Genomic DNA, 26,328 nt, shown 5'->3' with positions numbered 1-26,328 from the left:
CCCCATGAACGCCGGCGATGGAATCCGTGTTTCCCTCAGCGAATTGATCGAGATGCGGCATCGCGTGCGGGAGGTGCAACTGTTTTCCACGCCGAGCCAACGCAGCCCGCTGATCGGCCTGCACCATTCCAAATTGCGCGGGCGCGGCGTCGACTTCGACCAGGTGCGGGTGTACCAGGCCGGCGACGATGTGCGCACCATCGACTGGCGCGTCACCGCCCGCACCCAGGAGCCGCACACCAAGCTGTTCCATGAAGAGCGGGAGCGGCCGATCTTTATCATGGTCGAGCAAAGCTGCCGGCTGTTTTTCGGCTCCGGGCTGATGTTCAAGTCAGTCCTCGCCGCCCAGGCCGCGAGCCTGATCGGCTGGGCCGCGCTGGGGCACAACGACCGGGTCGGCGGCCTGGTGTTCGGGGATAACGAGCACTACGAGATCAAGCCCCGGCGCAGCAAACAAAGCCTGCTGCAACTGCTCAACCGCCTGGTGCGGGTCAACCAGAGCCTGAACACCGAGAGCCGCCCCGAAGCCGATGCCCTGGGCATGGCCCTGCGCCGTGGCCGCGAGGTACTGCGCCCCGGCAGCCTGGTTATCGTGATCTGCGATGAACGCGCCCTGACCGAAGGCGCCGAGCAGCAACTGAGCCTGCTGTCGCGCCATTGCGACCTGCTGCTGCTGCCGGTCTCAGACCCGCTGGACCACGCCCTCCCCGCCGCCGGCCTGCTGCGTTTTGCCGAGCGCGGCGCACAACTGGAAATCGACACCTTGAACTTCGAGCTGCGCCAGGCCTACAAGGCCCAGGCCGAAGCACGCATCGCCCGTTGGGAACTGCTCGCGCAGAAGCTGCGGGTGCTGCTGATGCCATTGAGTACCCAGAGCGAAATGGTCGAGCAGCTACGTGAATACCTCAACCCCCAGCGCCCGGTGAAAAAGCCATGAGCAGCCTGGACTCGTTGCAACCGCTGATCGCCCCGCCGGCCATTGGTTTCTGGCCACCGGCGCCGGGCTGGTGGCTGTTGCTGGTGCTGATCCCCCTGGCGGGCTGGGGCGTGTGGTGGCTGCGCCGCTTTCTGCCCGGCAAACGCCCGCTGGCCCGGGCCGAGCAACCGCTAGACCCTCTGCGTATCGCCGCCCTCGCGGAGCTGGCGCTGATGCCCAAACCCTACGATGGCGCACCGGCCGGCGCCTGGCTGCAGCAGCTCAATGGCCTGCTCAAACGCCTGTGCCGCAACGACTACCCCTACAGCCAGAGCCACACCCTCAACGGGCGCAAATGGCTGGCCTTTCTTGACAACCGCTGCCCGGCGGCCGGCCTGACGCGCTGGATGGTCCTGGTGGAAGGCGCCTACAAACCCGAATGCAAGCTCGACGACAAGGCCATCGCCGGCCTCACGCAAGCGGTCGACACCTGGATTCGCAAACATGTTTGAGTTCGCCTGGCCGTGGGTCTTTGCCCTGTTGCCCTTGCCGTGGGTGATGCGCCTGATCCTGCCAGTGGCGGACAGCGGCGAGCCGGCGTTGAAGGTCAGTTTCCTCGGCGACCTCGAAGGCCTGGCCCGGCGCCGTGCGCGCATCAATCTGCCGGGTTGGCGCCAACAAGCGCCGTTCGTGGTGCTATGGCTGTTGTTGCTGACCGCCGCCGCCCGCCCGGAATGGCTCGGCGAGCCGCTGCCGATTGCCGCCAGCGGCCGCGACCTGCTGGTGGCGGTGGATGTGTCGGGCTCCATGGACTTCCCCGATATGCAATGGCAGGACGAAGACGTCAGCCGCCTGAGCCTGGTCAAGCACCTGCTGGGGGACTTTCTCGAAAGCCGCGAAGGCGATCGCGTGGGCCTGATCCTGTTTGGCAGCCAGGCCTACCTGCAAGCGCCGCTGACCTTCGACCGGCGTACCGTGCGCACCTGGCTGGATGAAGCGCGCATCGGCATTGCCGGAAAAAATACCGCGATTGGCGACGCCATCGGCCTGGCCCTAAAGCGCCTGCGGCAACGCCCGGCACAAAGCCGGGTGTTGATCCTGGTCACCGACGGCGCCAACAACGGCGGCGAAATCGACCCACTGACCGCCGCCCGCCTGGCCGCCGAAGAAGGCGTGAAGATCTACCCCATCGGCATTGGCGCCAACCCCGAACAGACCGGGACCCTGGGCATGCTCGGCCTCAATCCCAGCCTGGATCTGGACGAGCCGGCGCTCAAGGCCATCGCCGCGGCGACCGGCGGGCAATATTTCCGCGCCCATGACGGTGCCGAGCTGCAAGCGATCAAGCAAACCCTCGACCAGTTGGAGCCGGTGGCGCAACAGCCGACCCAGGCCCGCCCGGCCCAGGCGTTGTATAGCGGGCCCCTGGCGCTGGCGCTGTTTCTCAGCCTGCTGTTGGTGATCCAGGAACGCTGGCCGGATAACGCCTTGCAACGGCTGCTCAATAAACTCTCGACCAAGGGCCATTTCCTGCAACAGCACCCACAATGGCGCCAACGCCTTCAACGCCTGCGTTTGCGGAGGCGTCGATGATCGCTTTATGGCCGCACTGGTTCCGTCCCTGGTGGTTGTTGCTACTGCCCGTGCTCGGCTGGTTGCTGTGGCAACTGTGGCATCGGCAAAAACGCGCCGGGCGCTGGCAGATGATCCTGCCGCCGGCCTTCCACGCGGCCCTGCTCAGTGGCGGCAATGGCCGGGAGAGCAAATCGCCGTGGCTGCTGCTGGGCCTGGCCTGGCTGCTGGCCCTGCTGGCCTTGCTCGGCCCAGGCTGGCAACGGGTCGAGCAGATCAGCCAGAAACCCGCCGACCCGCTGGTGGTGTTGCTGGAACTGACCCCCGAGATGCTCGCCACCGACAGCCCGCCCAACCGCCTGGAGCAGGCACGGCGCAAGCTGGTGGACCTGCTGCAGGCGCGCAGTGACGCGCAGACCGCCATCGTTGTGTATGCCGGTAGCGCCCACACACTGGTGCCGCTGTCCGACGACCTGGCCACCAGCCGCAACCTGCTGGAAGCCCTGCGCCCGTCGATCATGCCCGAGGCCGGCCATCGCGCTGACCTCGCTGTGGAAAAAGCCCTGGGCCTGCTCAAGCACGGCGGCCTGGGCCAGGGTCGCCTGTTGTTGATTGGCTCGTCGCTGTCCAAGCAGGAGCGCCAGGGCATTCGCCTGCTGCTGCAAGGGCAGGCACCGAGCCTGTCGATCCTGGGCATTGGCAGCCGTGAAGGCACGCCGGTGACTCAGGAAAGCGGCGAGTTCCTCAAGGACGAACAAGGCGCGATCCTGATCCCGCGCCTGGACAGCCCGACGCTCAAGGCCTTCGCCAGTGAAATGGGCGGCCGCTATCGTCAGGCCCGCCTGGACGACAAAGACCTGCGCAGCCTGGGCCTGCTGGACGGCCCGCAAAACCTGCGCGACGACGGCCAGCGCCTGCAACTGGATACCTGGGCCGACCAGGGTTACTGGTTTTTGCTGCCCCTGCTGCTGCTCGCCGCCTGCGCCGGGCGCCGTGGCTGGCTGTTCTGCCTGCCGCTGCTACTGCTGGCGGCGCCGCAACCAAGCTATGCGTTCAGCTTTGATGACCTGTGGCTGCGCCCCGACCAACAAGGCCAGTACCTGCTCAAGCACAAACGCCCGGCCGAAGCCGCCGAACACTTTGAGAACCCACAATGGCAAGGTGTGGCCCTGTATGAAGCGGGCAACTACGCCGAGGCGGCCCGGCGCTTTGCCGAGGGCAGTGACGCCTACTCCCACTACAATCGAGGCAATGCCCTGGCCCGCGCCGGCGAGCTGGAAGCCGCGATAGACGCCTATGAACAGGCCCTGGAAGCCCAGCCCGACCTGCAGCCGGCCCTGAAAAACAAAGCTCTGGTGGAACGCCTGCTCCTTGAAGAACCGGAGCCCGAGCCGCCAGCCCCCGAAAAAAACGAGGATGACGAATCCCCCCAACCCGGCCAAACTGCGCAACCAGGCGACAACAGCCAGCAAACCAACGGCGGCGAGCAATCGCCCCAGGGCGCAGGCCAGGCGGGCACCGGCGAGACACAAACCGGCACCCCGCCCACCGCGGGCAACAACGAAGTACCCGGCAGCGAACTGGGCGACGAACAGACCACCACGCCGCCCTTGCGCCCGGCGGATGCCAACCTCGACGAGGAGCACCGCCAGGCCCTGGAACAATGGCTGCGACAGATCCCGGACAACCCCGGAGAGTTGTTGCGACGCAAATTCTGGTACGAACAGCAACAACATCAGGACAAGACTCGATGAGCCGCTGCACCCCATTTGTCTTATCGCTAGCGCTGTGGGCCGGTCACGCCCAGGCGGCCGACCTGGCCGCCAGTATCGACCGCAGCCGCGTCAATTCCGGGGAAACGGTGGAGCTGACAATCGAGTCCGATGACGTTACCCAGTTCGGCAAGCCGGACCTGTCGCCCCTCGACCCGCTGTTCGACGTACGCGGCACCCGCCAGATCAACCAGCTCACCACCCTAGACGGCAGCAACCACGCCACCACCCGCTGGATCATCACCTTGCAGCCCAAGACCACCGGCACTGTGGTGATCCCAGCGCTGCAACTGGGCGAATTCAAGACCCAGCCGATCAGCCTGCAAGTGGACGAAACCCTCGGCCAGGACAGCGACAACCAGCTCGAACCGGTATTCATCGAAGCCAGCCTCGATCAGGACAGCGTATATGTGCAGGCCCAGGCCCTGCTGACCGTGCGTATCTACCATTCGGTGGCGCTGTATGACGACAGCGTCCTTACGCCCTTGCAGTTGTCTGACGCGCGCGTCGAGCCAGTGGGTGATTCGCGCACCTATGAAAAAGTCATCAACGGCGTGCGCCATGGCGTGATCGAAATGCGCTACGGGATCTACCCGCAGCACAGCGGGCAACTGCTGATCCCCGCGCAAATGTTCAGCGCCACCATGGTCGAACCACGCCCGGCCCAGGGCACCGCGCCCCAGGCGCCCAGGCCCGGCAAGTTGTTGCATGTCAATTCCACCGAGATCCCCCTGACGGTCAAGCCCAAGCCTGCGCTCTATCCAGCGGACGCCCCCTGGCTGCCGGCGCGCAGCCTGAGCCTGGGCGAAAGCTGGAACCCGGAACCTACAAACGTGCAGGTCGGCGACTCCCTGACCCGCATCCTTACCCTCAAGGCCGAAGGCCTGGCCAGCGCCCAGTTGCCCGCGCTGCCCAGCACCGAAATCGCCGGCCTGCGGCGCTACCCCGACCAGCCGGTGCTGAGCAACCAGAACAGCGAGCGCGGGGTGATCGGCAGCCGTGAAGACCGCGAAGCCCTGGTACCCAACCGCGCCGGCGCCCTGGAATTGCCCGCCGTGGAAGTGGTGTGGTGGAACACCCACGAAGACCACCTGGAGCGCACCAGCCTGCCGGCCCGCACCCTGCAGGTGGCGGTCAACCCGAGCCTGGTGGTCGACACCCCGGCCACCCCCACCGTGATCACCGCACCGGACGATGGCCGCCTGTGGATCTGGCAGCTCACCAGCCTGTTCCTCGCCTGCACCACCCTGCTCGGCTTCGGCCTGTGGTGGCGCGCCCGCTCCCGCCCGGCGATCCAACGCGCCGCCCAGAGCGGGCCCAGCCCCCGCACCTTGCTCGACGACCTGCGGCGTGCGAGCCAGGCCAACGACCCCCAGGCCACGCGCCAGGCGCTGGACGCCTGGGCACGCCAGCAACCGGAAACCCTGGCAGAGATGGCGGCGCGGTTTGTGCCGCTGTCCGATGCCCTGGATGGGTTGAACGGCGCGCTCTATAGCGAAAGCGGCCAGTATTGGCAGGGCGAAGAGTTGTGGCGGGCAGTCAAGGCCATTCCCATGGCCGAACGCGAACAGGCCCCGGTGGCCGACAGCACCAGCTTGCCGCCGCTGTATCCCAAGTAACCGCCCACGCTGTACCGACGGTGAACTCAGCTGTAGGAGCTGGCTTGCCTGCGATGGCGGTGTATTAGTCGATAAATGTGTTGGCTGACCCAGCGCCATCGCAGGCAAGCCAGCTCCCACAGGGGAATGCAGCTTCGCGCTCTGGCGTTGGAGGGCTCGTCACAGATTGTTAAAGGCCAGCAATCCATATCCCTTTAATTTGCAGGACGTTTCCTAGACAATCCTTCGGCCTTGCGCCTGCACAGTCCACTGGCTAGCCTTCGCTCCTTCGCTGAGCATCAGCGATCGGGTGTGAGAACCTGCCAACCAGTAGGCGCCAAGCGCCACTACCGTCATTACCATGTTCTATGGCGGCTGTGTGCGGGCAGACTTCGGTCTGGCCGGAGTCCTACTGTCCGGTATTCTCACCCTGCACATAGCTGCCACCTTTTTGTCGAGTGAGACCGACATCGGGATGGCTCCCTTTTCAGTAGGAGCTTATGCATGAACAAAATCGTCCCCGACCCACCCCGCTTCACCCCGCTTCACCCCGCTTCACCCCCGACCGCGAAATATTTGACCGCGCCCTGAGCCACTACCTACAACCCGCCTCGCCCCCTTCCTTCACCGTGCATCAAGACCTCAGTTTTGAAGACGCCCTTGCCCAAATCAGCGACCTGCTGCGCTGCGCAGCCGCCACCGCAGCCGGCACCACCCAAGGGCTGACCGGCAATCAACGGCACATGGCAGGCGCCACCGAGCACTTGATAGACAAGGCGAAAATCCTGGCCGACCGTGCGCTCGACTGCCTCAAACCCCATTGACCTTCCACACGCAGCCTGCGTGGATGCGAAGGCCATGCGTTAGAGATGGCGGTGTATCAGCCAATAAATGTCTTGGCTGATCCAGCGCCATCGCCGGCAAGCCAGCTCCTACAAAGGATGCAGCTTCGCGCTCGGTTCTTGATCTTGGGCGCCTCGTTACCATTTACAGGTAAACTCCGCTCCTTTACCTATTCCCCACGGAGTTCGCCTTGCGTCTGTTTCACACCTCCGACTGGCACCTGGGCCAAAACCTCCACGGCCAGGAACGCGACTTCGAGCACGCTTGTTTCCTCGACTGGCTGCTGGGCCAGATCAAGCTGCACGGCCCCGATGTGCTGCTGATCGCTGGCGATATCTTCGATACGGTCAACCCGCCCCTCAAGGCCCAGGAGCGTCTGTATGACTTCATCATCAACGCCCATGAACAGAACCCCGACCTGACCGTTGTGATGATCGCCGGCAACCACGACTCCGGCTCGCGCATTGAGCTGCCGGCGCCATTGATGCGGCGTTTGCGTACCCATGCCCTGGGCCGGGTGCTGTGGCTGGATGACGGGCAACTGGATGTGGAGCGCTTGCTGATTGCCCTGCCGGACAAAACCGGCGCCGTGGCCGGCTGGTGCCTGGCGCTGCCGTTCCTGCGCCCGGCCGAAGTCACCGGTGCGCTGTTGGGCGACGATTACCTCAAGGGCATCGGCCAGGTGCATGAGCGCCTGATCGCCGCAGCCAACGCCAAGCGCCAACCGGGCCAGGCGCTGGTTGCCATCAGCCACGCACATATGGCCGGTGGCTCGGTGTCGGAAGACTCCGAGCGCAGCCTGATCATCGGCAATGCCGAAGCGCTGCCGGCCAGTCTGTTCGATGCCAGTGTCAGCTATGTCGCCCTCGGCCACTTGCACAAGCCCCAGCGGGTCAATGGCGAGGAACGCATCCGTTATTGCGGCTCGCCGATCCCGCTGTCATTTTCCGAAATCGGCTATCAACACCAGATCCTCGACGTGCAACTGGACGGTGCAACCCTGGTCAGCGTCGAACCGCGCCTGATCCCCCGCGCCGTGCATCTGCTACGCCTGGACGCCGCGCCCCTGGCCGAGATCCTCAAGCAACTGGCGCAGTTGCCCGACGTCGATCTGCTGGCCGACACCCAGCGCCAGCCCTGGCTGGAGGTGCGCGTGCGCCTCGACGAACCCCAGCCTGACCTGCGCCAGCAAGTGGAAAACGCCCTGCTGGGCAAGGCCGTGCGCCTGGTGCGCATCGCCGCCGAGTACGCCGGCAGCGGCGCGCGTCAGGACCAAGGCGATGAGCCGTTGATCGAACTCGACCAGCTCACGCCCCAGGAATTGTTCAGCCGCGCCTGGCAGGAAAGCTATGGCAGTGACGTGGACGAACAGACCCTCAAGGATTTCGCCGTGTTGCTCCAGGACGTGCAACACGAGGAGCAACAGCCATGAAGATCCTCGCCATCCGCCTGAAAAATCTCGCGTCCCTGGCCGGGCCGTTCGAAATCGACTTTACCGCCGAGCCCCTGGCCAGCGCCGGGTTGTTTGCGATCACCGGGCCCACCGGCGCCGGCAAAAGTACCTTGCTCGATGCCTTGTGCCTGGCGCTGTTTGGCGCCGTGCCACGCCTGGGCGACACCGGCCAGGCAAAAATGCCCGATGCCGATACCGATATCTCCATCGGCGACCCGCGCACCCTGATCCGCCGCGGTACCGGCGGCGGGTATGCCGAAGTGGACTTTGTCGGCGTCAGCGGCCGGCGCTACCGCGCGCGCTGGGAGGCCAATCGCGCCCGCGACAAGGCCAGCGGCAAGCTGCAGAACAGCCGGCAAAGCCTGATCGACCTGGACAGCGAGCAACTGCTGGCCAGCCAGAAGACCGAATACAAGACGCAACTGGAGCTGGCCCTGGGCTTGAACTTTGAACAGTTCACCCGTGCGGTGCTGCTGGCGCAAAGTGAGTTCAGCGCCTTTCTCAAGGCCAACGATAACGAGCGCAGCGAGCTGCTGGAAAAGCTCACCGACACCGCGCTCTACACCCAGTTGGGCCAGCGCGCGTTCATCAAGGCGCGGGAGGCCAAGGAAGCCCACAAGCTGCTGCAAGACCAGGCCACTGGCGTCACGCCGTTGCCGGCCGAGGCCCGCGCCGAGCTGGATCAACAATTGAGCGCGGCCCAGCAGCAACTCAAGACCCAGCAGGCCCAGCTCAAGCAACTGGAACTGCAACACACCTGGCTCAAGGAGCTGCGCGAGTGGCAGGAGCGCCAACACAGTGCGGCCGAGCAATTGCAACAGGCCGAGCAGGCATGGCACACCCAGGGCCCGCAACGCCTGGACTTGAGCCGCCTGGAGCAACTGGCGCCGCAGCGTCATCATTTTGCGCGGCATAGCGAACTGAACGGCCAATTGGAGCCCCTGGCCGCGCAGATCCGCCAGCACCTTGAGCAACAAACCGCCCTGCACGCACGCCAGGAGCAACTGCAACAGCAGCAAGCCAGCGCACACAGCGCCTTGGCCGCCGCCTTGCAACAGCAGACCGAAGCCGTGCCGTTGCTGCGCCTGGCGTTCGAGGAACAAAGCAGCCTCGCCCGCCTGACCCGCGAGCTGGCCCAAAGCAGTGAACAGCAACAACTGGGGCAAGCCGCCTGCACCGAAGGCCAGGCCGCGCTCGATACGTTGCATACCCAGCAGCAACAGGTTGCCAGCCGCCTGCAACAACTGGCGGCGCAACTGGAACGCAGCGCCACCCTCGCGCCCTTGAGCGACGCCTGGAACGCCTACCGCGACCGTCTGCAACAACTGATGCTGATCGGCAATCGCCTGAACAAGGGCCAGGCCGAACTGCCGCAACTGCAAGAACGCGCCAACCGCGCCGGCGAGCAATGGACCCAGCAACGCACGGCCCTGGAGTTGCTGTATCAGGAAGCCGGGGCCGAGCCCCATGCGGTGGCCGAGCAGATCCAGTTGCTCGATAGCCTGCTCAAGGACAATCGCAAGCAGCAACGGGCCTTCGAGGACCTGACGCGGCTGTGGGACAGCCAGCAGCAATTGGACCAACAGCAACAGGAGCTGGCCCAAAGACAGGCCAGCGCCCAGCAACAGCGCGAGCAACTGAACCAGACCGGCCTGCAAGCCAAGGCCGAGCTGACAGTGGCCGAGCAGACCCTGAGCGTGACCAAGCAGTTACTGGAACGCCAGCGGCTGGCACGCAGCGCCAGTGTCGAGGAGCTGCGTGGGCAATTGCAGGATGAGCAACCCTGCCCGGTGTGCGGCAGCGTCGAGCATCCGTATCACCAGCCCGAAGCCCTGTTGCACAGCCTCACGCGCCATGATGAAAGCGAAGAAGCCAATGCGCAGAAAGCGGTCGACACCCTCAAGGAAACGCTCACCGAACTGCGCGCTGCAGTCGGCGGCTTGATCGCCCAGCAAAAAGAATTCCTGCAGCAGCAAGAGCAATTGGCGACCCAGCTCCAGGGCCTGGCGCCGAGCCTCGAGGCCCACCCGCTGAGCGCCGCGCTGTTCAACCAGGACAGCGGCAAACGCAGCGCCTGGCTGGCGCAGCAGTTGGGCCAGCTCAGCCAGAGCATCACCCAGGACGAACAGCGCCAGGGCGCCCTGCTCAACCTGCAACAAAATGCCGGGCGCCTGCAGCAACAGCTGCAAGCCGCCCAGGATGCCAGCCAGCAAGCCCGCCAGCAGTTGATCGACCAGCAACGGGAACTGGCCAGCGACCGCGAGCGCCTGGACGAAGAGCTCAATGCTTTCGCCAGCCTGCTCCCGGCCGAGACCCTCGAAGGCCTGCGCACGCAGCCGGCGGCGACGTTCATGCTGCTGGACCAGCAGATCAGCCAGCGCCTGGAGCAGCTTGGCTACCAGAAGGATGAACTGGCCGAGCAGCAACAGCGCCAGCAAGCCATCGAAAAAGAACAGGACCGCCAGCAGCATCGCCAGCAACAATTGGCCGTGCAGCACCAGCAGTTGGCCGAGTTGACCCAGCAACAGCAGGCCACCCAGGAAAAACTCAGCGCCCTGCTGGGCACACATGCCAGCGCCGAGCACTGGCAGCAGCAGCTCGAACAGGCCGTGGAACAGGCCCGTCACAGCGAGACCCAGGCCAATCAACAGTTGCAGGACACCCGCAGCGAACTGATCCAACTGGCCGCCGACCTCAAGGCCCGCCAGGAGCGCCAGCAAGCCCTGGACAGCGAACTCCAGGCGTTGCACAGCCGTATCAGCGAGTGGCGCGCCCAGCATCCGCAGCTCGACGACGCAGGCCTGGCACATCTGCTGGCCTTCGACGAGGCTGGGATCAGCGAACTGCGCCAGCAGGTACAGCACAGCGAAAAAGCCATCGAACAGGCCAAGGTCCTGCTGCAAGAACGCGAGCAACGCCTCAAGGACCACCAGGCCCTGCACAACGGCAACCTTGACGCCGAACAGCTGGACAGCGCCCTGGCCGAGCTGAACCAGCAACTGCTTGGCGGCGAAAAACACTGCGCCGAACTGCGCGCGCAACAAGCCGAAGACCAGCGGCGCCAGGACGCCAACCAGAGCCTGGCGCTCACCACCGCCAAGGCCTATGAGGAGTGGCAGCGCTGGGCGCGGCTCGATGCACTGATCGGCTCGGCCACCGGCGACAAGTTCCGCAAGTTCGCCCAGGCCTACAACCTCGACCTGCTGGTACACCACGCCAACGTGCAACTGCGCCAACTGGTGCGCCGCTACCGCCTCAAGCGCGGCGGCAGCATGCTGGGCCTGCTGGTACTGGACACGGAAATGGGCGATGAACTGCGCTCGGTGCATTCGCTGTCCGGCGGCGAGACGTTCCTCGTCTCCCTGGCACTGGCCTTGGGGCTGGCGTCGATGGCCTCCAGCACGCTGAAGATCGAGTCGTTGTTTATCGATGAAGGCTTCGGCAGCCTGGACCCCGAATCCCTGCAATTGGCCATGGACGCCCTCGACGGCTTGCAGGCCCAGGGGCGCAAGGTGGCGGTGATTTCCCACGTACAGGAAATGCACGAACGAATTCCGGTGCAGATCCAGGTCAAGCGCCAGGGCAATGGGTTGAGCACCCTGGAGGTGAAATGAGCGAAGGGGTGTTGTATTCGTTTCGCCGCTGCCCCTACGCCATGCGCGCGCGGATGGCCCTGCGCTATTGCGCGGTGGCGGTGCAGGTGGTCGAAGTCAGCCTCAAGGCCAAGCCGGCGCAGATGTTAGCGCTTTCGCCCAAGGGCACGGTGCCGGTGTTGAGTGTGGGCGGCCAGGTGCTCGACGAGAGCCTGGCGATCATGGGCTGGGCATTGGCGCAGCATGATCCCGAAGATTGGCTGCTCAAGGAGGATCCGGCGGCGCAGGGGCTGATGGCAGCGTTGATTGCCGAGAATGACCAGGCCTTCAAGGAGCATTTGAATCGCTACAAATACGCCGAGCGCTACCCGGAGCAGCCGATGGAACACTATCGGGCCGAGGGCGAGGTGTTTTTGCGCAAGCTTGAAGGATTGCTGACGCAGCGCGACTACCTGCTGGCCGATCACCTGAGCCTGGCGGATGTGGCGCTGGCGCCGTTTGTGCGCCAGTTTGCCCATGTGGACCGGGAGTGGTTTGCAACGACGCCTTATGTGCACTTGCAGCAGTGGCTGGAGCGGTTTTTGGCGTCGCCGCTGTTTGTCCAATCCATGGCCAAAAACCCGTAGCCACGGTGCAGCCTTGGCGTGTCAGCCTTGGGTCTTGTGATCCAGGGCGGCATAGAAGTTGGCGCTCTGTTGCAGGTATTTCTGGGTGTAGGCGCTGGTGCTGGATTTTTTGCTGCTGATCTCCACGCTGGCGCTGGCTGGCAAGGCCACGGTGGCGGAAACAGCGGAGGCAGCGATGATCGAGAAGAGATTGAAGTTCATGGCGGTAACCCTTGTGTTCAGTTGGCTGGATGGCTTGTGAAGGCCTTGGAGCAAACTTACGCCTGGGTTCCGGCTGGCTGAAATGCTTTGAAACAGTAGCCGTTATCACTGGGATTGATACAAGGAGTCAGGCCCCGCACGGCGGGGCCTGTGGCTTATTGACGCACCAGGAACTTGAGGTCGCTGGGGGCATCAATCGGCAGTTTTTGTACGGTTTTGCCCAGTTGACCGGTCTGGGTGTCACGCGCGATCACCACAATCTGGTTGCTCTTCTGGTTGGCAATCAGCAAGAACTTGCCGCTCGGGTCGAGGCTGAACTCACGGGGATGGTCGCCTTCCACCGTGCGGCGCTGGATCTCTGTGAGCTGCGCGGTGGCAGGATCAATGGCAAACACCACGATCTGGTTGGCGGTGCCACGGTTGCTGACGTAGAGGAACCTGCCATCGCTGGAAGCGTGCAGCGCAGCGCCAGCCTTGTCCGACAGCGGCTGCCCAGCGGCAAAGTCCACCAATTGGCGCTGGGTCAGCCTGCCGTCCTGGTAGTCGTACACCGCAACCTGCGCGCTCATCTCGGTGGTCAGCCAGGCATGCTTGCCATCGGCGCTGAACAACAGGTGGCGCGGGCCACTGCCCGGCGGTAACTGCACGAAAGCCGGATCAGCCGGGGTCAGCGGCTGTTCGTGGTTGGCCTTGGGGTCGTAGCGGTAGGCAAAGACCTTGTCCGCCCCCAGGTCCTGCACAAACACGTACTTGCCATCGGGTGACGACACCACTGAATGCACGTGGTTGGACGCCTGGCGCTCAGGGTTGACCCGGCTGGCCGGGTGCGCGCTCAGTTGCACCGGCGGCGACAGCTTGCCTGCGGCATCCACCGGCAGGACGGCCAGGCTGCCGCCCGGATCTTCCAACACCGAATAGTTGGCGACAAACAGGTAGCGCCCATCGGCGGCCAGGCTGGAATGGGTGGGTTCGTTGCCCAGGCTCTGCACCTGGTTGACCAGGGTCAGTTGCTGGTTGGCCGGGTCAATGCGGTAGCTGCTCACGCGCCCCACCGGGTCTTGTTGGCCGGGGCCGTTTTCATTGACCACGAACAGGTGTTGCTGGTCCTGGGACAGGGTCAGCCAGGACGGGTTCTGCGCCTTGGCCGCCAGCACCGGCGCGCCGCTGAACTGCCCGGTACGGCTGTCGAACTGCAGGCGGTAGATACCTTCGCTGGTACCTGCCGTGTAGCTGCCCACCAGCAGTGCAAAGGTCTCGAGCGGCGCGGCCTGGGCCGACATCGCGCCGACACTGCCGGCCATCAGCAGGGGCCAGAATTTACGCATCAGCATGTTCGTCGTCCTCGTCTTCGTTGCTGCCAGTGATGGCGCTCAGGCACACCAGGCGGTGCTCGCCCGAGTCACCGCTGAGGGTCCAGCTTTGCAAGGTTTCATCGAACGTCGCGGCCTGCACCTGGGCGATGCTGAACGTCCAGCGTTTCTCGGCCCGACCGTCCATGCTCTTGATCAGTAACTGCCGATCATCGAAGGTGAAATCAAAGGCATGCAGCCCATCGATTACGAGCATGTCGCTGGTTGCAAGTTCAGTGGCCAGGGTAGCAGCAGTCATCAGGATCATTCATCAGTGGAAAAACGTTGATGATAGGCCAAACCGTGGTCGCCGTCGTGTCGCGATAACCGGCTACCACACTGCGGCCCCAGCGGCTTGCCATTCTGCGGGAGAACCCCATCGCGCAGAACGGAACCTCTTATGCCCGACACTTTACCCGCCCCACCCCCTGGCCCATTGCTGTTCACTCACCGCAGCAACACCCCGGCCCTGGCCGTCGCCCGCCAATTCGCCGATCGCCCGACCTTGCGTCAGGTGGTCGAACACCACCTGCAGGAACGCCTGCTGGAACAGTTCCCGGCGCTGGCCCTGGACCTGTCCACCGTCAAGCTGGCGACCCCCAACCAAAAACGCGGCTGGGACCTCAGGCGCTTGAGCGATGTGGTCCTCGACCACCTGGGCAATGGCACGCCCCTGAACCTGACCCAGGTCATCGACGAACGCCGCTGCTTTCTCTCCCAGCAGCCACCCTCACGCCTGACCTATGAAGCCAATGGCCCGCGCGAACCGGACATGGCGGTCATTGAACGGTTGATCGTGGACCTGCCCTTTACCCTGCCGATCGCTTTCCAGCAGGCCCTGACGAACTACTGGAACCTCAGCGCAGACACCCGCGCCAGCCGCTGGCAATGGCTCGGCGACCTGTTGGCCGATAACCTGAAAAGCACCGCAAGCCTGCTGCCGGCAGGCCCAACCCGGGACATGCTGTTTGACCTGACCCGCCAACCTGACCGGCGCGAGCGCCTGGCCGGGCCTGCGGGCATCGTGTACGCCTACTGCCTGGAGGCTTGCGTCGTCAGCCCGGGCAGCGATGCCCGCCTGTTGAGCACCGACCTGCTGTTGGTACAAGGCCCTCGGATCCTGCTGTGCCAGGCCTCGGGCAATGTGGAGCCGTATGCTTCATTGGAGGCTTTCACCCAGGCCTGGGGCCAACGCCTGGCCAGCCGCTTGCAGGTCGACAAAGTCGTGGTCAAGCGCTACGAACCCGATGGCAATCTCTTCGATACCCAGGCCGCCCTGCTGCTCAACCAGCAATTGGACGACCTCCAAGCCATCCAACTGCCGGCCGCCGAGGGCGTACGCGCCCTGGAGCAGCAGTTCACCGAGGCCACCGACCCGGCACTCGCCTTGCGCGCCGCCCCCGCGCCAGACCCGACGCACCAACCCGCTCTCCAGGCAGCGTTGCCGTCCTGGCTGCAGGCGGCCAGCGCCGAACAGCGCTTTGCCTATCGCCAAGAGCTGCTGGAACAGGCGCGCCTGCAACGCAAAACCGAAGGTGCGTCCTTTCTGGACGGCGTCGAGAACCTGCAGGCCTTTACCACCCGCACCCTGCGCGAGCAGATGCGCCGTGACCACCCCGAGTCCAGCGTGGAACCGGACAACCTGGAACTGACCTTCCATGTCCCGGTCGGTGACATCCACAGCGGCTACCTGGCCCCGGTGCGCATGAGCCTGACAGCACTGGCCATCAACAACCTGGCTGCGGCGCCACAGGGCCGGCTAACCCTTCGGGACACATCGGGGGCGGCCGTCCCGGACTGGCTGACCGAGGACTACATACTCGGGGAAAAAGGCCTGTTCCATAGCACCCCCGGGCTGATCCGCCAGGTGGACGTTGGCCAACACTATCCGCAGAAAATCCGCGAGCTGCTGCTGGGGGACAGCCCCGGGATACGCCGGCGCGAGGTGCTGTTCGGCGACGAACTGGCCGTGCAACTGCCACGCCAGGCCCTGGAACTGGCAATACGCGGGCAACAGGGGTTCACCTTCCTCGGTTATCGCTACGTCAAAGCCGTGCTGCACCGCAGCGCGCCGCAGCGGGAGGTGGATGCCCAGGACATCGTGATCCGCCCGCTGGCCTTCGCCCGCAAACCCGGGGCGCTGCCGGATATCGTCAGCAATATATTTATCATCGAGCCCCGGGATATCGACGCCGGGCCGGCGATTCTCTACCGCCCGCTGTACCAGGACGCGTTGCAGCAATTCAGCCAGCGCGCGGCCCTGTTCGATGCCATCGCCGCGCCCGGGGCCTTGCAAGACAGCGTGCTGGCCTGGATGTCGGACCAGGCCCGGCCGATCTACAGCCACGGCGGTTTCCATAGCCCGCATATCCTGCGTTTCGGCCAGGGCGACGACACCGTGCAGTGGCCCGCGCCGCCCCCGGCACAGTTGGCGCAGGACACCAACGGTGGGCAAATTCCCGGGTCCCTGGCCCAGTCCCTGGCCACCGGCAACCTGACCCAGTACCTGTACGGCAGCAATGCCCGGGCACTGGTGGACCTGGCCGACCGGGACGCGGTATCCAATACCGAAAGTCGCTGGGCAGTGCTGCTCGAAGGTGGCTGGCTGCTGTTCAACGCCTTGCTGTTGCCGCTGCTGCGCGGGCCGGCGATGGTTGCAGGCTGGATGGTGCAACTGGCGGTCAGCCTGCGGCACGATATCGCGGCCCTGCAAGGCGAGGATGACGCCGCGAGGGAGCTGGCCTGGGTCGATGTGCTGCTCAATATCGGCCTGATTCTGTTGCATGTAGCCTCCCGCCCCCCTGAATGGCTGGCGCACGACAGCGAGCCGCCCTTGCCGCTGACCCTCGCAGCGCTACGCCGCCCGGCGGGCGCGACCCAGCCGGCCATCCCGATCGAGCTGGGCCCGGTGGGCCTGCCCGCCGAACCACCGGCCGGCGACCAGACCCTGGTGGATTTTGTCCACTCCAACGCGCGCGACAGCAGCCGCCGCCGCCTGCTCGATGCCTTGCGCGAGCTGCATGTACCCTGGCCGGTGCCGGCCCCGTTGCCCCTGGAGATCGGTGATTTCAAAGGGTTGTACCGCATCGGTCAACAGTGGCACGCCTCGGTGGCCGGCCTGCTGTTTCGGGTGAATATCGTGCCGGACCTGGGCGAAGTGTCCCTGATCCATCCGCAAAAACCGCAACATCCTGGGTTCGCGCTCACGCGCAATGCCCAAGGCCACTGGGTCCTGGATCTGGGCCTGAAACTGCGCGGTGGTGGGCCGAAGAACCGGTTCAAGGCCAAGCTGGCGCAAATCGCTCAGCAACGCACCCAGGCCTCGGATGAGATCAATCGCATCAGTGACGAGGTCAGCGCCCTGATCAAACGCCTGCAACCCATCGACCGGGTGCTGGAGGCTGCCCGACTGAAGTTCGAGACCGCCCACAATGCCCTGGGCGAGGCCCGCAACCGCTTGCGCAGTGCCCCTGACGACCCGGCGCGGGTGGCCGAACACCGCAACAGCGTGGCCCAACGCTCCTGGGCCAGGACCGGGTTCCAGGCCTTTCAGGAGCGCTTTGACCAGGCCGCCGCCCAGTTGCTGCAACAACGACGCCTGCTGATCGAGGCCTACGGGCAGATGAAGGCCGTTGACAGCCACTTCGACTATGAGGGCCAGTGCGTGGAGCAATACCAGTCGATGCTGGCCACCGATGAGATACGCGTCAGCCAACTGGCCTCCCTGTATCTGGCAAGCTTTGTCTCCGAGCACGGCGAATCGCTGATCGAACTGCAAGGCACGGCGCACGACACGGCGGCGGTGCACTATGTCAAAGACCTGCTGGAGACTAATTTTGCGGTTTCCGAGCGTCATGCCCAGGCAATGCTTGCCATCGAGAACACCCTGGAGGAGATGGCCGCGCGCTTGAAGACCGGCCCTGCGCAACGCCTCAAATACCTCAATGGTCATCCCAAGCGCCGCTTCTACAACCGCCTCAACGCCACCCTCGAATCCCTGGATGTGCTGACCGATTTGAGCATTGACCAGACGGTTGCGGCCACCACGCCCCAGGAACAGTACTTCCTGGAGCGCCATGACCACTTGCAATCCTCGTTGTCGTCCCTGGAAGACTCGCACCTGGACCTGCTGACCACCGAGGGGTTCACCTCCACCGAGCGCAAGGAGGTGTTGACCAACCTGATCCAGCACTACAACCGGCGCCTGCAGATTTATCAGAGCCTGCTGGAGCTCGACTCGCCCCTGGCCCACCCACGGTATATGCCGCTGTTGATCGAGCGGTTGTACACCGTGCGTGACAGCGCCGAGGCTGATCTGGCTGCGTTGTTGCGCGAAGATGAGTTCCTCCCGCCCCAACCGGGCGCCTTCAAGCCGGTACGGGCACCGTCAAGGACCAAGCGCGTGTTCAAGTCAAGGGACAAGGGGGCCCTGGTGGGCGATCTGGAACCGGCCCAACGCGACCTCCCCTTCCCCACCATCGTGACCCGCAATCCCATCACTCAGCAGATCAGTGGGCGTTTCATGGAGCAGCCCCAGGAAGGCTGGGTGGAGATCATCGAGGCCAGGCCCACCCCACCCGCCAAGCCCGCCCAGGTGCCGGCGCTGGCGACCTTGCGCAGCCAGGCGCAACGGCTGCTGGAGGAAGTGCCGGCTATCGAGCGCTCCATCGAGTTCCAGAAAAAGAAACTCAGCGACCCTTCGCGCCGCGATGAACTCAACCCCCAGGACTGGCGCGACATGCTCGTGCACCAGGCCGAACGCCTGGAAACGGTGGCGGCCGGGCTGGCCCAGCACCACGGGGACAAGCCCGACATGCTCCAGACCGTGGAGCGCCTGCGCCTGCGGGCCGTCGAACTGCGCGCACAAGGCACACAACACTGCATCGAGGGCTACAAGGCGCAACGCCCGCGCCAGGAAAATATCGAATTCCTGCGCGCCCACGCGGCGATCGACATCGGCCTGGTCCACGGCCCGCAACGCACCGCGGCCAAGGACTACGTGTCGGAGTTCGCCGTGCGCGAGAAGAACCGCCTTACGGTGCTGTGGTATGCCCACTTTCACTACCCCCAGGCCGACAGCGTGCCAGGCGCCTACACCGCCGCGCACCTCAAGCGCCCCGAACAGCGCTTTGTGACCCTGCGGGACCTGATCGCCCAGGCCGGTGCGGACAGCCAGGCCATCGTGCGAGACCTGTACCACCCGATCACCGCGCCGCTTGACCAACGCCTGTTCCTCAGCCTGGTGCCCGCCTAGAACCCGGCCATGAAGGGCAACGACTGCCAATAAAAAAGGATGTTTATGCAAACCCTCACCCCCTCCTCTATCGCCCATGCCGTGAGCGCTCAATTTGCTGATCGCCCGACACTGGAAACGGTAATCCGCCAACAACTCGCGTCGGCCATCGGCGCCAAATACCCCACGTTGACGATAGACCTGAGCCGCACTCGCCTGGCCCGGCCGCAACGCCGCAGTTGGCTGTTACAGCCATTTATGGCAGTGGTTCAGGATGCGCTGGCCAGTGGCATCGCGCTGGACTTCAGCGACGTGGACAACGTGCCCTGGTACCTCTCGGACGAGCCGCCAAAACGCCTGAAACTGCCCGGTTTGAGCCGGGAAAACCTCGATATGCAGGTCATCGCCAGCCTGATTGGCGAACTGCCCCAGACCCTGCCCATCGCCCTGCAAAATGCCTTGGCCGACTATTGGGACGCCGGTCATTGGCGCTGGCTTGCGCACGTACTGATGGACACCTTGCGCGTTTGCGCCCTGCGTCACACAAGCCTGGATGCACAGGCGCAGGAGGCGGTCGACCAACTGGTCACCCTCCCCGACCGTGAAGCGCGGATCGCCCGCCATGGCCAAGGTGTGGTGTTCGCCTATGGCCTGGAAGTCACCCTCAAAAGCGCGGAACAGAGCAGCCACCTGCTGAGCCCGGAACTGGTGTTGATCCGTACCGTGCAAGGCAAGACGCCGGCGCTGCTGTGCAGCCCCGGCGGTGGCATTGAAGCGTTTGCCTCCATGGATGCGTTGGTCCAGGCCTACGGCCAGCGCCTGGGTAGTCAATATCAGGTCGACGATATCCTCATCCAGCGCTACGAGCCCGACGGCGATATCTTCGAGCACCAGGCAGCGATGATCCTCAATCGCCAACTGGTAGACCTGGGCAACCTGCGCCTGCCCACGGCCCAGCCCTTCAGCGCCTGGCAGGCGCTGTATGCTGAACTCACCGATCCCGGGCGGTTTTTGCGCGACTCACCGGCCGCCCCACTCCAGGCCCTGGACACCCTGCGCCAACACCTGCCGAGCTGGCTGCAACAGGCCAGCGTCGACGACCGCGCGACTTACCGGCGGTATGCCCTGGCACTGGCCAGCGCCAAACAGCGCGGCGGCGGGCGCCACTTTTTCAGTGATCTGGACGATATCCGCACCTTCACCGTCAAGGCCCTGCTGCAAGCCCTGCAACACGACGCGGTGACCTTCGACTCCCTGTTGCCTACGCCACCGTCTGTCGCCGCCCTGCACCCCGACGACCTGCAACTGACCTTCACTGTCACCTCGGGCTATCCGGGCGCCGTCGGAATTATCCGCCACGAGCGCATGAGCCTTACGGACATGGCCATCGACAACCTGGCCAGCCGCCCCAGCGGCACCGTGACCTTGAGCAATCGCCATGGCCTGGCGCTGCCGTCCTGGCTGACCGCCGACTATTTGATGGGCGCCGGTGGCCTTATTGAAAAGGTCGATATCGGTCAGCACTACCCGCGCCTGCTGGAGCAGCACCTGTTGGGCGACAGCCCCGAGGCGCAGCAGCGTGAAACGTTGTTTGCCGATCAGCAGGCCGCGCAATTGCCGTTGCTGGCGCTGGAGTTGTGCCTCAAACAACAGGCCGGCGTGAGCCGCCAGGGCGCACGCCTGGTGGCCGCGCTGATGCAGGGCAATGTTGCCGAGCAGCAGGTCGACAACCGCCAAGTGGTGATCCGCCATTTGGCGTTGGTACGGGCCCCTGGCGCCCCTGCCGACAGCGTCTGCAACATGTACCTGATCGAAGCGTTGAACGCCGATGTCGGCCCTCATCTGCTGTATCGCCCGTTGTATGCCCAAGCACTTCAGGAATTCGCCAGCCGCCAGACGCTGTTCGAGGCCATCGCCCAGCCCGGCGAGCTACAGGACAGTGTGCTGACCTGGCTAAGTGACAGCGCCCGGCCGATTTATGCCCACGGCGGGTTCCGTGAGCCGCACTACCTGCGCTTCGGCCAGGGCGATGAATTTGCGCCCTTGAGCAAGCCGGTGCCGGCGACCCTGTCCCGCGATGGCATCAACGAGGAATTGCAACAATGCCTGGCCACCGGGCGCCTGATGAGCTTCCTGTTCAGCGACCATGCCCGCTCACTGGTGCAACAGGCCGACCGCGAGTCGGTGTCCAACAGCGAGAGCCGCTGGCAGGTACTGCTGGAGGGTAGCAGCCTGTTGTTCGGCAATCTGTTGCTGCCATTGTTGCGCGGGCCGGCGATGCTCACTGGCTGGCTGCTGGGCCTGATGGCCAGCCTGGGCCAGGACATTGCGGCACTGGCCGCCGAGGATCAGCAGCAGCGCGAGCTGGCAGCGGTTGATCTGCTGCTCAATCTCGGCCTGCTGCTGTTCGAGGCGGCTCCCGAGGTGACGGCGTCTTACCCGCCCCTGGCTGCCGGGCTCAAGGCGCGTGCACTGCCTTCGGCGCTCGCCCCGCGTATTGCCGAACAATGGCCGGTGCCCCTGGCACCGACGATTCGCGAGGGAGCCGTGACCCTGCCGGGCATGTTGCCGGACACCAGCCGCAATGTGTTGGACTTCAGTTTCGCGCAGACCCGTCAACGCCTGACGCCTGCCCAGCGCGTGCGGCTGAGCAGTTTCAAGGCCATCCGGCCGACGCCCCTGCCGCGCCCCGTGCTGAATGGGCCACGCAAGGGGCTGTACCTGGTTGAAAACATTTGGCACGCCGAGGCGAATGGCGAATGGTTGCAAGTGACCCTGGGGCCGGAGGGCGACATCAGGGTCGTCGCCCCTGGCGATACCACCCGCAGCGACCCTTACCTGCGCAGCGATGCCAACGGCGTGTGGTCGGTAGATACCCGCCTGCGCCTGCGAGGTGGCATGCCACCCAGGCGGATCGCCGCCGAACGTCAGCGACGGGCTGAGCGGATCAGCCAACTGACGCGTTCTTACGAACAGTTCATCCAGGGGCAGGTGGCCCGGCAAAAACGGATCGAGATTATCCTGGGAGTGATGACCAGCACCGCCGAAGACCCACGCTTTGGCGAAGCGCAACAGGCTGACAGTCGCCAACGCTTCGATACGGCCCTGCAGGAACAGACATTGGAATACCAGCAACAGTTGGACAGCCTCAAAGAACGCAGCGAGCTGGGGATTGCCTTGCCACCCGAGTCGGTGGCGAGCTTGCTGGAAAACATCGTCAACAACACGCGCAAGCATGTGGTGGTGGCCAAGAAAGATCGCGACGCGCTGTACCGCAACAACAGACACTTCACGTTCCGAGGAGAACGCCTGGCCGAGGCTGTGTTCGGTGACTTTGCAGCTTACCGGCGGTTCATCCGGGAAATGATTGTCATCAATGAGCGTTCGATCCACTGGCTGGAGCAGCGTGATCGTTACCTGGACCAACTGTTCAACCTGGGCAACCCCGGCAGCGAACACTACCGCCGCCTGACCTGGGACCGTCCCCAGGAAATCAGCGCCCTGGCCGTCAAGGACTTGCTGATACGCAACTACGCACTGATGACCCACAACCACCCGGATCATCCACTGGTCAATGTACTGATCGACATCCTTGAACCCCTGCAGGAACACTTGCGTACCCACAGTGAGCTGAACGATCTGGAACTGACGGCCGAGGACCGCGTCAGCGTGCTGGAAAGCCTGGTGGAGCACTATGGCCGGGGCCTGGATTCGTTGCAGGGGGTCGGCATCGTCAAAGCCGATGAGCTGGACAGCGAGCATTTTGCCAAGTTGCTCAAGCTGGTGGAGGGACTGTACCAGGACGCGGCCCAGCAACTGGCCAGCGAAATCAAACCCGTCGCCCAGCCACCCAGGCGCCCGAGCCGGCGCAACCCGGCGGTGGCCGGCAAGCCGCTGAAAAAAATCATCCGCACCCCGAAAAAAGGCACGTTTATCGGTGAGGTCAAACCCGTGGGCAGCGTGGAAACCGTCGAAGTACGCTCCCAGGTCAATGACGAGCTGCTGGGCCTGTATTCACAGCGGGGCGAGCAATGGATCGCATTCAAAGAAGCATCGCCCCCGCGCTCTCCGGCGGCACCGCGCGCGCTGAACCTGGTCAAGGGTGAGGCCCGCAAACTGCTGGCCATGCTTGAAGAGCACCTCAAGCGTGGCGAGCAATACAAGAAGATTTCCCGGCACCCGGAAGAGGTCCAGGAGGTGCTGCAGTATGAGTCGACGCGCTATGACAAGCTGGCCACCGAGCTGCACCAGGCGATCCAGGCCCTGCCCGTCGAAGCCCGCACACCGGCTGACCAGCCCCTGGAAAATGACATGCGCCAGGCCGCGGCCCGCCTGAGTGAGCGTGGCCAGGCGCTACGCATCCAACTGTGCCTGGAACTGCCGCCAACCCACGGCAACCTGGAATACCTGATCGAGCAGAAACACGCCAATATGGCGTTGCTGGGCGAGCGTATCCAGTTAAGCGGCGAGCGCCGGGACTTCGTCCAGGAGTATGCCGTCAACGACCCGCACGGTTACCCGTTGTGGTACGCCCACTTCCACTACCCGGCAGCCGATACGCCCAAGGAACACTACACCGCCGCCCACCTCAAGACACGCGAGCAACGCCGGGTCGGCTACTACTCGCAACTGGCCAGGGCACAAAGCCCCCAGGCGGTCGTGGATGTACACCGTGGTTTGATTGGCAAGGCGTTGGCCGAGCGGTGGTTCCTGCCATTGGCCACCTGACAGGGCACACACGCTCGCGGGTGACAACAGGCCCCTGGGGACAAGGGCCTTGCCTGCGGTAAGGCTCAGTGGGCAAACAGCGAATTGCCCTTCTGCCCCGCCAGTTTCTCCGGTTTGATCAGGAACCGCGCCAGGGCCGGCAGCAGCCACAGTGCACCGAACATGTTCCACAGCAGCATGAAGGTCAGCATCAGGCCCATGTCGGCCTGGAACTTGATGGCCGAGAAGATCCAGGTGCACACGCCGATCGCCAGGCACAGGCCGGTGAACAGTACGGCTTTACCGGTGGATTTGAGGGTCTGGTAATAGGCTTCCTGCAACGGCAAACCGGCGCGCAGGAAGCTTTCCAGGCGGCTGTAGATATAGATGCCGTAGTCCACGCCAATCCCCACGCCCAGTGCCACCACCGGCAAGGTCGCGACCTTGACGCCGATGCCCATGAACGCCATCAGCGCGTTGCCCAGCACCGAGGTCAGCACCAGCGGCAATACGATGCACAGGGTCGCGGCCCAGGAACGGAAGGTGATCATGCACATGGTCGCCACGCACAGGTAGACCAGGATCAGGATGGTCAGCTCGGCTTCCTTGATCACCTCGTTGGTAGCCGCTTCGATCCCGGCGTTGCCCGCGGCGAGGATGAACTCCAGGCCTTCCTTGTTGTTTTCCTTGGCGAAGTCCTGCACCGCATGCACCGCACGGTCGAGGGTCTCGGCCTTGTGGTCGTTGAGGAACACCAGCACCGGCGCCAGGGAGCAATTGTTGTTGTACAGGCCATCGGCACGGGCGATGGAGTTGTTCAACACATCCGGGTTACGCGACAGGGTTTCCCATTTCAGGTTGCCCTCGTTCATGCCCTTGATCATCTGTTTGGACACGGTCACCAGGGAGATCGCCGACTGCACGCCCTCGGTGTTCTGCATTTTCCACATCAACTGGTCGATGGGCGCCATGGCTTCGTAGCGCGAGCAGCCTTCGGCGCGGGTCTTGACCATCACCACCAGCACATCGGAGCTGGTGGAGTAGTTGTTGATGATGAAGTTGTTGTCTTTGTTGTAGCGCGAGTCCGGGCGCAGCTCCGGGGCACCCTGGTCGAGGTCGCCGATCTTCAGGTTCTGGCTGTACCACAGGCCGCCACCGAAGGCGACCAGGGCCAGCGCAATGGAGATGGGCGCGACTTTCGGGCTGGCAAAGTTCGACAGCAGGCGCCAGAACGGATGATCGCGGTTGGCGTCCTTTTTGCTCTTGGCAATCGCACGTTTGCTGATACCCACATAGGAGATCGCGACCGGCAGCAGGATCAGGTTGGTGAACACGATCACCGCCACGCCGATGGAGGCGCCGATGGCCAGTTCGCGGATCACGCCGATATCGATGATCAGCAGGGTGATAAAGCCCACCGCGTCCGCAAGAATCGCGATCATCCCTGGCAGGAACAGTTGCCGGAACGTACGGCGGGCCGCCGTCAGGGCGTTGTCGGCCTCACTGGATTGCAGGGCGATGCCGTTGATTTTCTGCACACCGTGGGAGATGCCGATGGCAAAGATCAGGAACGGCACCAGCATCGAATACGGATCCAGGCCGAACCCGAAAAAGTGCATCAGGCCCAGTTGCCAGACCACCGCTACCAGCGTGGTACTCAACACCGCGATGGTGCTGCGCACGCAGTTGGTGAACCACAGCAGCAGCACCAGGGTGATTACGAACGCAACGCCGAAGAACAGCACCACCATGATCAGGCCGTCGATCAGGTCGCCCACTTTCTTGGCGAACCCGACGATATGGATCTGGACGTTGGGGTTCTGCTCCTGGAACTTGGTGCGGATCTTGTCTTCCAGTTCGTGAGAGAACTTCTGGTAGTCCAGGGCCAGCAATTTGCCTTGGTCCTGCGGGTCCGGGTAGGACTCCAGCAGCGGGATATCGACGATGCTCGACTTGAAGTCGTTGGCCACCAGGCGCCCCACCTGCCCGGACTTGAGCACGTTGTTGCGCAACTGGTCGAGGCTTTCCGGCGAGCCGTTGTAGCTCTGCGGGATCACTTCGCCGCCGGCAAAGCCCTCCTCGGTCACTTCGGTCCAGCGCACGCTGGGGCTCCACAGGGACTTGAGGCCGGAGCGGTCGACGCCGGAAATGTAGAACACTTCGTCGTTGATCTGGCGCAGGGTCTCCATGTACTCCTTGGAGAAGATGTCACCGTCCTTGGCCTCCACCGAGATACGCACGGTGTTGCCCAGGTTCGCCAGGTCGTTGCGGTGCTCCATCATCTTTTCGATGAAGGGGTGTTGCAGGGGGATCATTTTTTCGAAGCTGGTGGACGGGCGAATCAACGTCGCCTGCCAGAACAGGAAGATGCTCACCAGCAGGCAGATCACGATCACTGCCGGACGGTTATTGAAGATCAGGCGCTCAAGAAAGGTCGCTTTATCGTTGTGATGACTGCTCATTCT

The 26,328-nt window shown here is 64.1% G+C and carries 15 protein-coding genes; 11 read left to right on the top strand and 4 right to left on the bottom strand.

From position 1 onward, the window contains the following. The first annotated feature begins 4 nt into the window (after positions 1 to 4). The 9 genes from HBO19_RS06640 (at position 5) to HBO19_RS06600 (ending at position 12,373) form a co-directional block, all read left to right on the top strand. On the top strand, positions 5 to 937 hold the full coding sequence (locus tag HBO19_RS06640) for a DUF58 domain-containing protein (RefSeq protein WP_169955760.1): 933 nt from the start codon (positions 5 to 7) through the stop codon (positions 935 to 937). After that, positions 934 to 1,428 carry a DUF4381 domain-containing protein gene (locus HBO19_RS06635; RefSeq protein ID WP_169955761.1) on the top strand — a complete coding sequence of 165 codons (495 nt, stop codon included), beginning with the start codon at positions 934 to 936 and terminating at the stop codon, positions 1,426 to 1,428. Before HBO19_RS06640 ends, HBO19_RS06635 begins: the two co-directional genes overlap by 4 nt. Continuing rightward, positions 1,421 to 2,509 carry a VWA domain-containing protein gene (locus HBO19_RS06630; protein ID WP_169955762.1) on the top strand — a complete coding sequence of 363 codons (1,089 nt, stop codon included), beginning with the start codon at positions 1,421 to 1,423 and terminating at the stop codon, positions 2,507 to 2,509. Before HBO19_RS06635 ends, HBO19_RS06630 begins: the two co-directional genes overlap by 8 nt. Further along, entirely contained in the window at positions 2,506 to 4,242 is a 1,737-nt protein-coding gene (locus HBO19_RS06625; protein WP_169955763.1) for a tetratricopeptide repeat protein, read from the top strand. The genes HBO19_RS06630 and HBO19_RS06625 overlap by 4 nt, the downstream gene beginning before the upstream one ends. Beyond that, positions 4,239 to 5,879 carry a BatD family protein gene (locus HBO19_RS06620; RefSeq protein ID WP_170057113.1) on the top strand — a complete coding sequence of 547 codons (1,641 nt, stop codon included), beginning with the start codon at positions 4,239 to 4,241 and terminating at the stop codon, positions 5,877 to 5,879. Before HBO19_RS06625 ends, HBO19_RS06620 begins: the two co-directional genes overlap by 4 nt. A gap of 479 nt (positions 5,880 to 6,358) precedes the next feature. Continuing rightward, positions 6,359 to 6,682: a hypothetical protein gene (locus HBO19_RS06615; RefSeq protein ID WP_262386239.1), complete on the top strand. Its 324-nt coding sequence runs from the start codon at positions 6,359 to 6,361 to the stop codon at positions 6,680 to 6,682. 209 nt (positions 6,683 to 6,891) lie between these two features. Beyond that, entirely contained in the window at positions 6,892 to 8,133 is a 1,242-nt protein-coding gene (locus tag HBO19_RS06610) for an exonuclease SbcCD subunit D C-terminal domain-containing protein (protein WP_170057112.1), read from the top strand. Beyond that, on the top strand, positions 8,130 to 11,768 hold the full coding sequence (locus tag HBO19_RS06605; protein ID WP_170057111.1) for an AAA family ATPase: 3,639 nt from the start codon (positions 8,130 to 8,132) through the stop codon (positions 11,766 to 11,768). The genes HBO19_RS06610 and HBO19_RS06605 overlap by 4 nt, the downstream gene beginning before the upstream one ends. Then, on the top strand, positions 11,765 to 12,373 hold the full coding sequence (locus HBO19_RS06600; protein ID WP_169955767.1) for a glutathione S-transferase: 609 nt from the start codon (positions 11,765 to 11,767) through the stop codon (positions 12,371 to 12,373). Before HBO19_RS06605 ends, HBO19_RS06600 begins: the two co-directional genes overlap by 4 nt. A gap of 21 nt (positions 12,374 to 12,394) precedes the next feature. Here HBO19_RS06600 and HBO19_RS06595 read toward each other — a convergent pair whose 3' ends face one another. The 3 genes from HBO19_RS06595 to HBO19_RS06585 form a co-directional block, all read right to left on the bottom strand. Beyond that, entirely contained in the window at positions 12,395 to 12,574 is a 180-nt protein-coding gene (locus HBO19_RS06595) for a hypothetical protein (RefSeq protein WP_169955768.1), read from the bottom strand. Positions 12,575 to 12,729: 155 nt separating this feature from the next. Continuing rightward, positions 12,730 to 13,905 (bottom strand): lactonase family protein, encoded by a 1,176-nt coding sequence (locus HBO19_RS06590; RefSeq protein ID WP_170057110.1) that lies wholly within the window; start codon positions 13,903 to 13,905, stop codon positions 12,730 to 12,732. Beyond that, positions 13,892 to 14,182 carry a DUF5629 family protein gene (locus HBO19_RS06585; protein WP_169955770.1) on the bottom strand — a complete coding sequence of 97 codons (291 nt, stop codon included), beginning with the start codon at positions 14,180 to 14,182 and terminating at the stop codon, positions 13,892 to 13,894. The genes HBO19_RS06590 and HBO19_RS06585 overlap by 14 nt, the downstream gene beginning before the upstream one ends. Before the next feature lie 141 nt (positions 14,183 to 14,323). Between HBO19_RS06585 and HBO19_RS06580 the strand changes: the two genes are divergently transcribed. Both HBO19_RS06580 and HBO19_RS06575 read left to right on the top strand, forming a co-directional pair. Beyond that, a complete protein-coding gene (locus tag HBO19_RS06580) occupies positions 14,324 to 19,177 on the top strand; it encodes a DUF6543 domain-containing protein (RefSeq protein WP_170057109.1) in 4,854 nt (1,617 codons plus the stop codon). A gap of 45 nt (positions 19,178 to 19,222) precedes the next feature. Continuing rightward, on the top strand, positions 19,223 to 23,884 hold the full coding sequence (locus HBO19_RS06575; RefSeq protein WP_170057108.1) for a hypothetical protein: 4,662 nt from the start codon (positions 19,223 to 19,225) through the stop codon (positions 23,882 to 23,884). Between the two features lie 65 nt (positions 23,885 to 23,949). Here HBO19_RS06575 and HBO19_RS06570 read toward each other — a convergent pair whose 3' ends face one another. Continuing rightward, positions 23,950 to 26,325 carry an RND family transporter gene (locus HBO19_RS06570; RefSeq protein WP_170057107.1) on the bottom strand — a complete coding sequence of 792 codons (2,376 nt, stop codon included), beginning with the start codon at positions 26,323 to 26,325 and terminating at the stop codon, positions 23,950 to 23,952. Positions 26,326 to 26,328 lie beyond the last annotated feature (3 nt).

Origin of the sequence: Pseudomonas sp. WS 5021 (assembly GCF_012985535.1) — a bacterium.
Taxonomy (GTDB): Bacteria; Pseudomonadota; Gammaproteobacteria; order Pseudomonadales; family Pseudomonadaceae; genus Aquipseudomonas.
The sequence above is the reverse complement of the archived record's forward strand: the minus strand, read 5'-3'. Positions and strand labels throughout refer to the sequence as shown.

Bases quoted from the DNA above. Each gene is read 5' to 3' on its own strand.
- HBO19_RS06600 (WP_169955767.1), top strand. From the start codon at position 11,765: ATGAGCGAAGGGGTGTTGTATTCGTTTCGCCGCTGCCCCTACGCCATG.
- HBO19_RS06630 (WP_169955762.1), top strand. From the start codon at position 1,421: ATGTTTGAGTTCGCCTGGCCGTGGGTCTTTGCCCTGTTGCCCTTGCCG.
- HBO19_RS06585 (WP_169955770.1), bottom strand. From the start codon at position 14,182: ATGACTGCTGCTACCCTGGCCACTGAACTTGCAACCAGCGACATGCTC.
- HBO19_RS06580 (WP_170057109.1), top strand. From the start codon at position 14,324: ATGCCCGACACTTTACCCGCCCCACCCCCTGGCCCATTGCTGTTCACT.
- HBO19_RS06590 (WP_170057110.1), bottom strand. From the start codon at position 13,905: ATGCTGATGCGTAAATTCTGGCCCCTGCTGATGGCCGGCAGTGTCGGC.
- HBO19_RS06605 (WP_170057111.1), top strand. From the start codon at position 8,130: ATGAAGATCCTCGCCATCCGCCTGAAAAATCTCGCGTCCCTGGCCGGG.
- HBO19_RS06575 (WP_170057108.1), top strand. From the start codon at position 19,223: ATGCAAACCCTCACCCCCTCCTCTATCGCCCATGCCGTGAGCGCTCAA.
- HBO19_RS06620 (WP_170057113.1), top strand. From the start codon at position 4,239: ATGAGCCGCTGCACCCCATTTGTCTTATCGCTAGCGCTGTGGGCCGGT.
- HBO19_RS06595 (WP_169955768.1), bottom strand. From the start codon at position 12,574: ATGAACTTCAATCTCTTCTCGATCATCGCTGCCTCCGCTGTTTCCGCC.
- HBO19_RS06635 (WP_169955761.1), top strand. From the start codon at position 934: ATGAGCAGCCTGGACTCGTTGCAACCGCTGATCGCCCCGCCGGCCATT.
- HBO19_RS06625 (WP_169955763.1), top strand. From the start codon at position 2,506: ATGATCGCTTTATGGCCGCACTGGTTCCGTCCCTGGTGGTTGTTGCTA.
- HBO19_RS06570 (WP_170057107.1), bottom strand. From the start codon at position 26,325: ATGAGCAGTCATCACAACGATAAAGCGACCTTTCTTGAGCGCCTGATC.
- HBO19_RS06615 (WP_262386239.1), top strand. From the start codon at position 6,359: ATGCATGAACAAAATCGTCCCCGACCCACCCCGCTTCACCCCGCTTCA.
- HBO19_RS06640 (WP_169955760.1), top strand. From the start codon at position 5: ATGAACGCCGGCGATGGAATCCGTGTTTCCCTCAGCGAATTGATCGAG.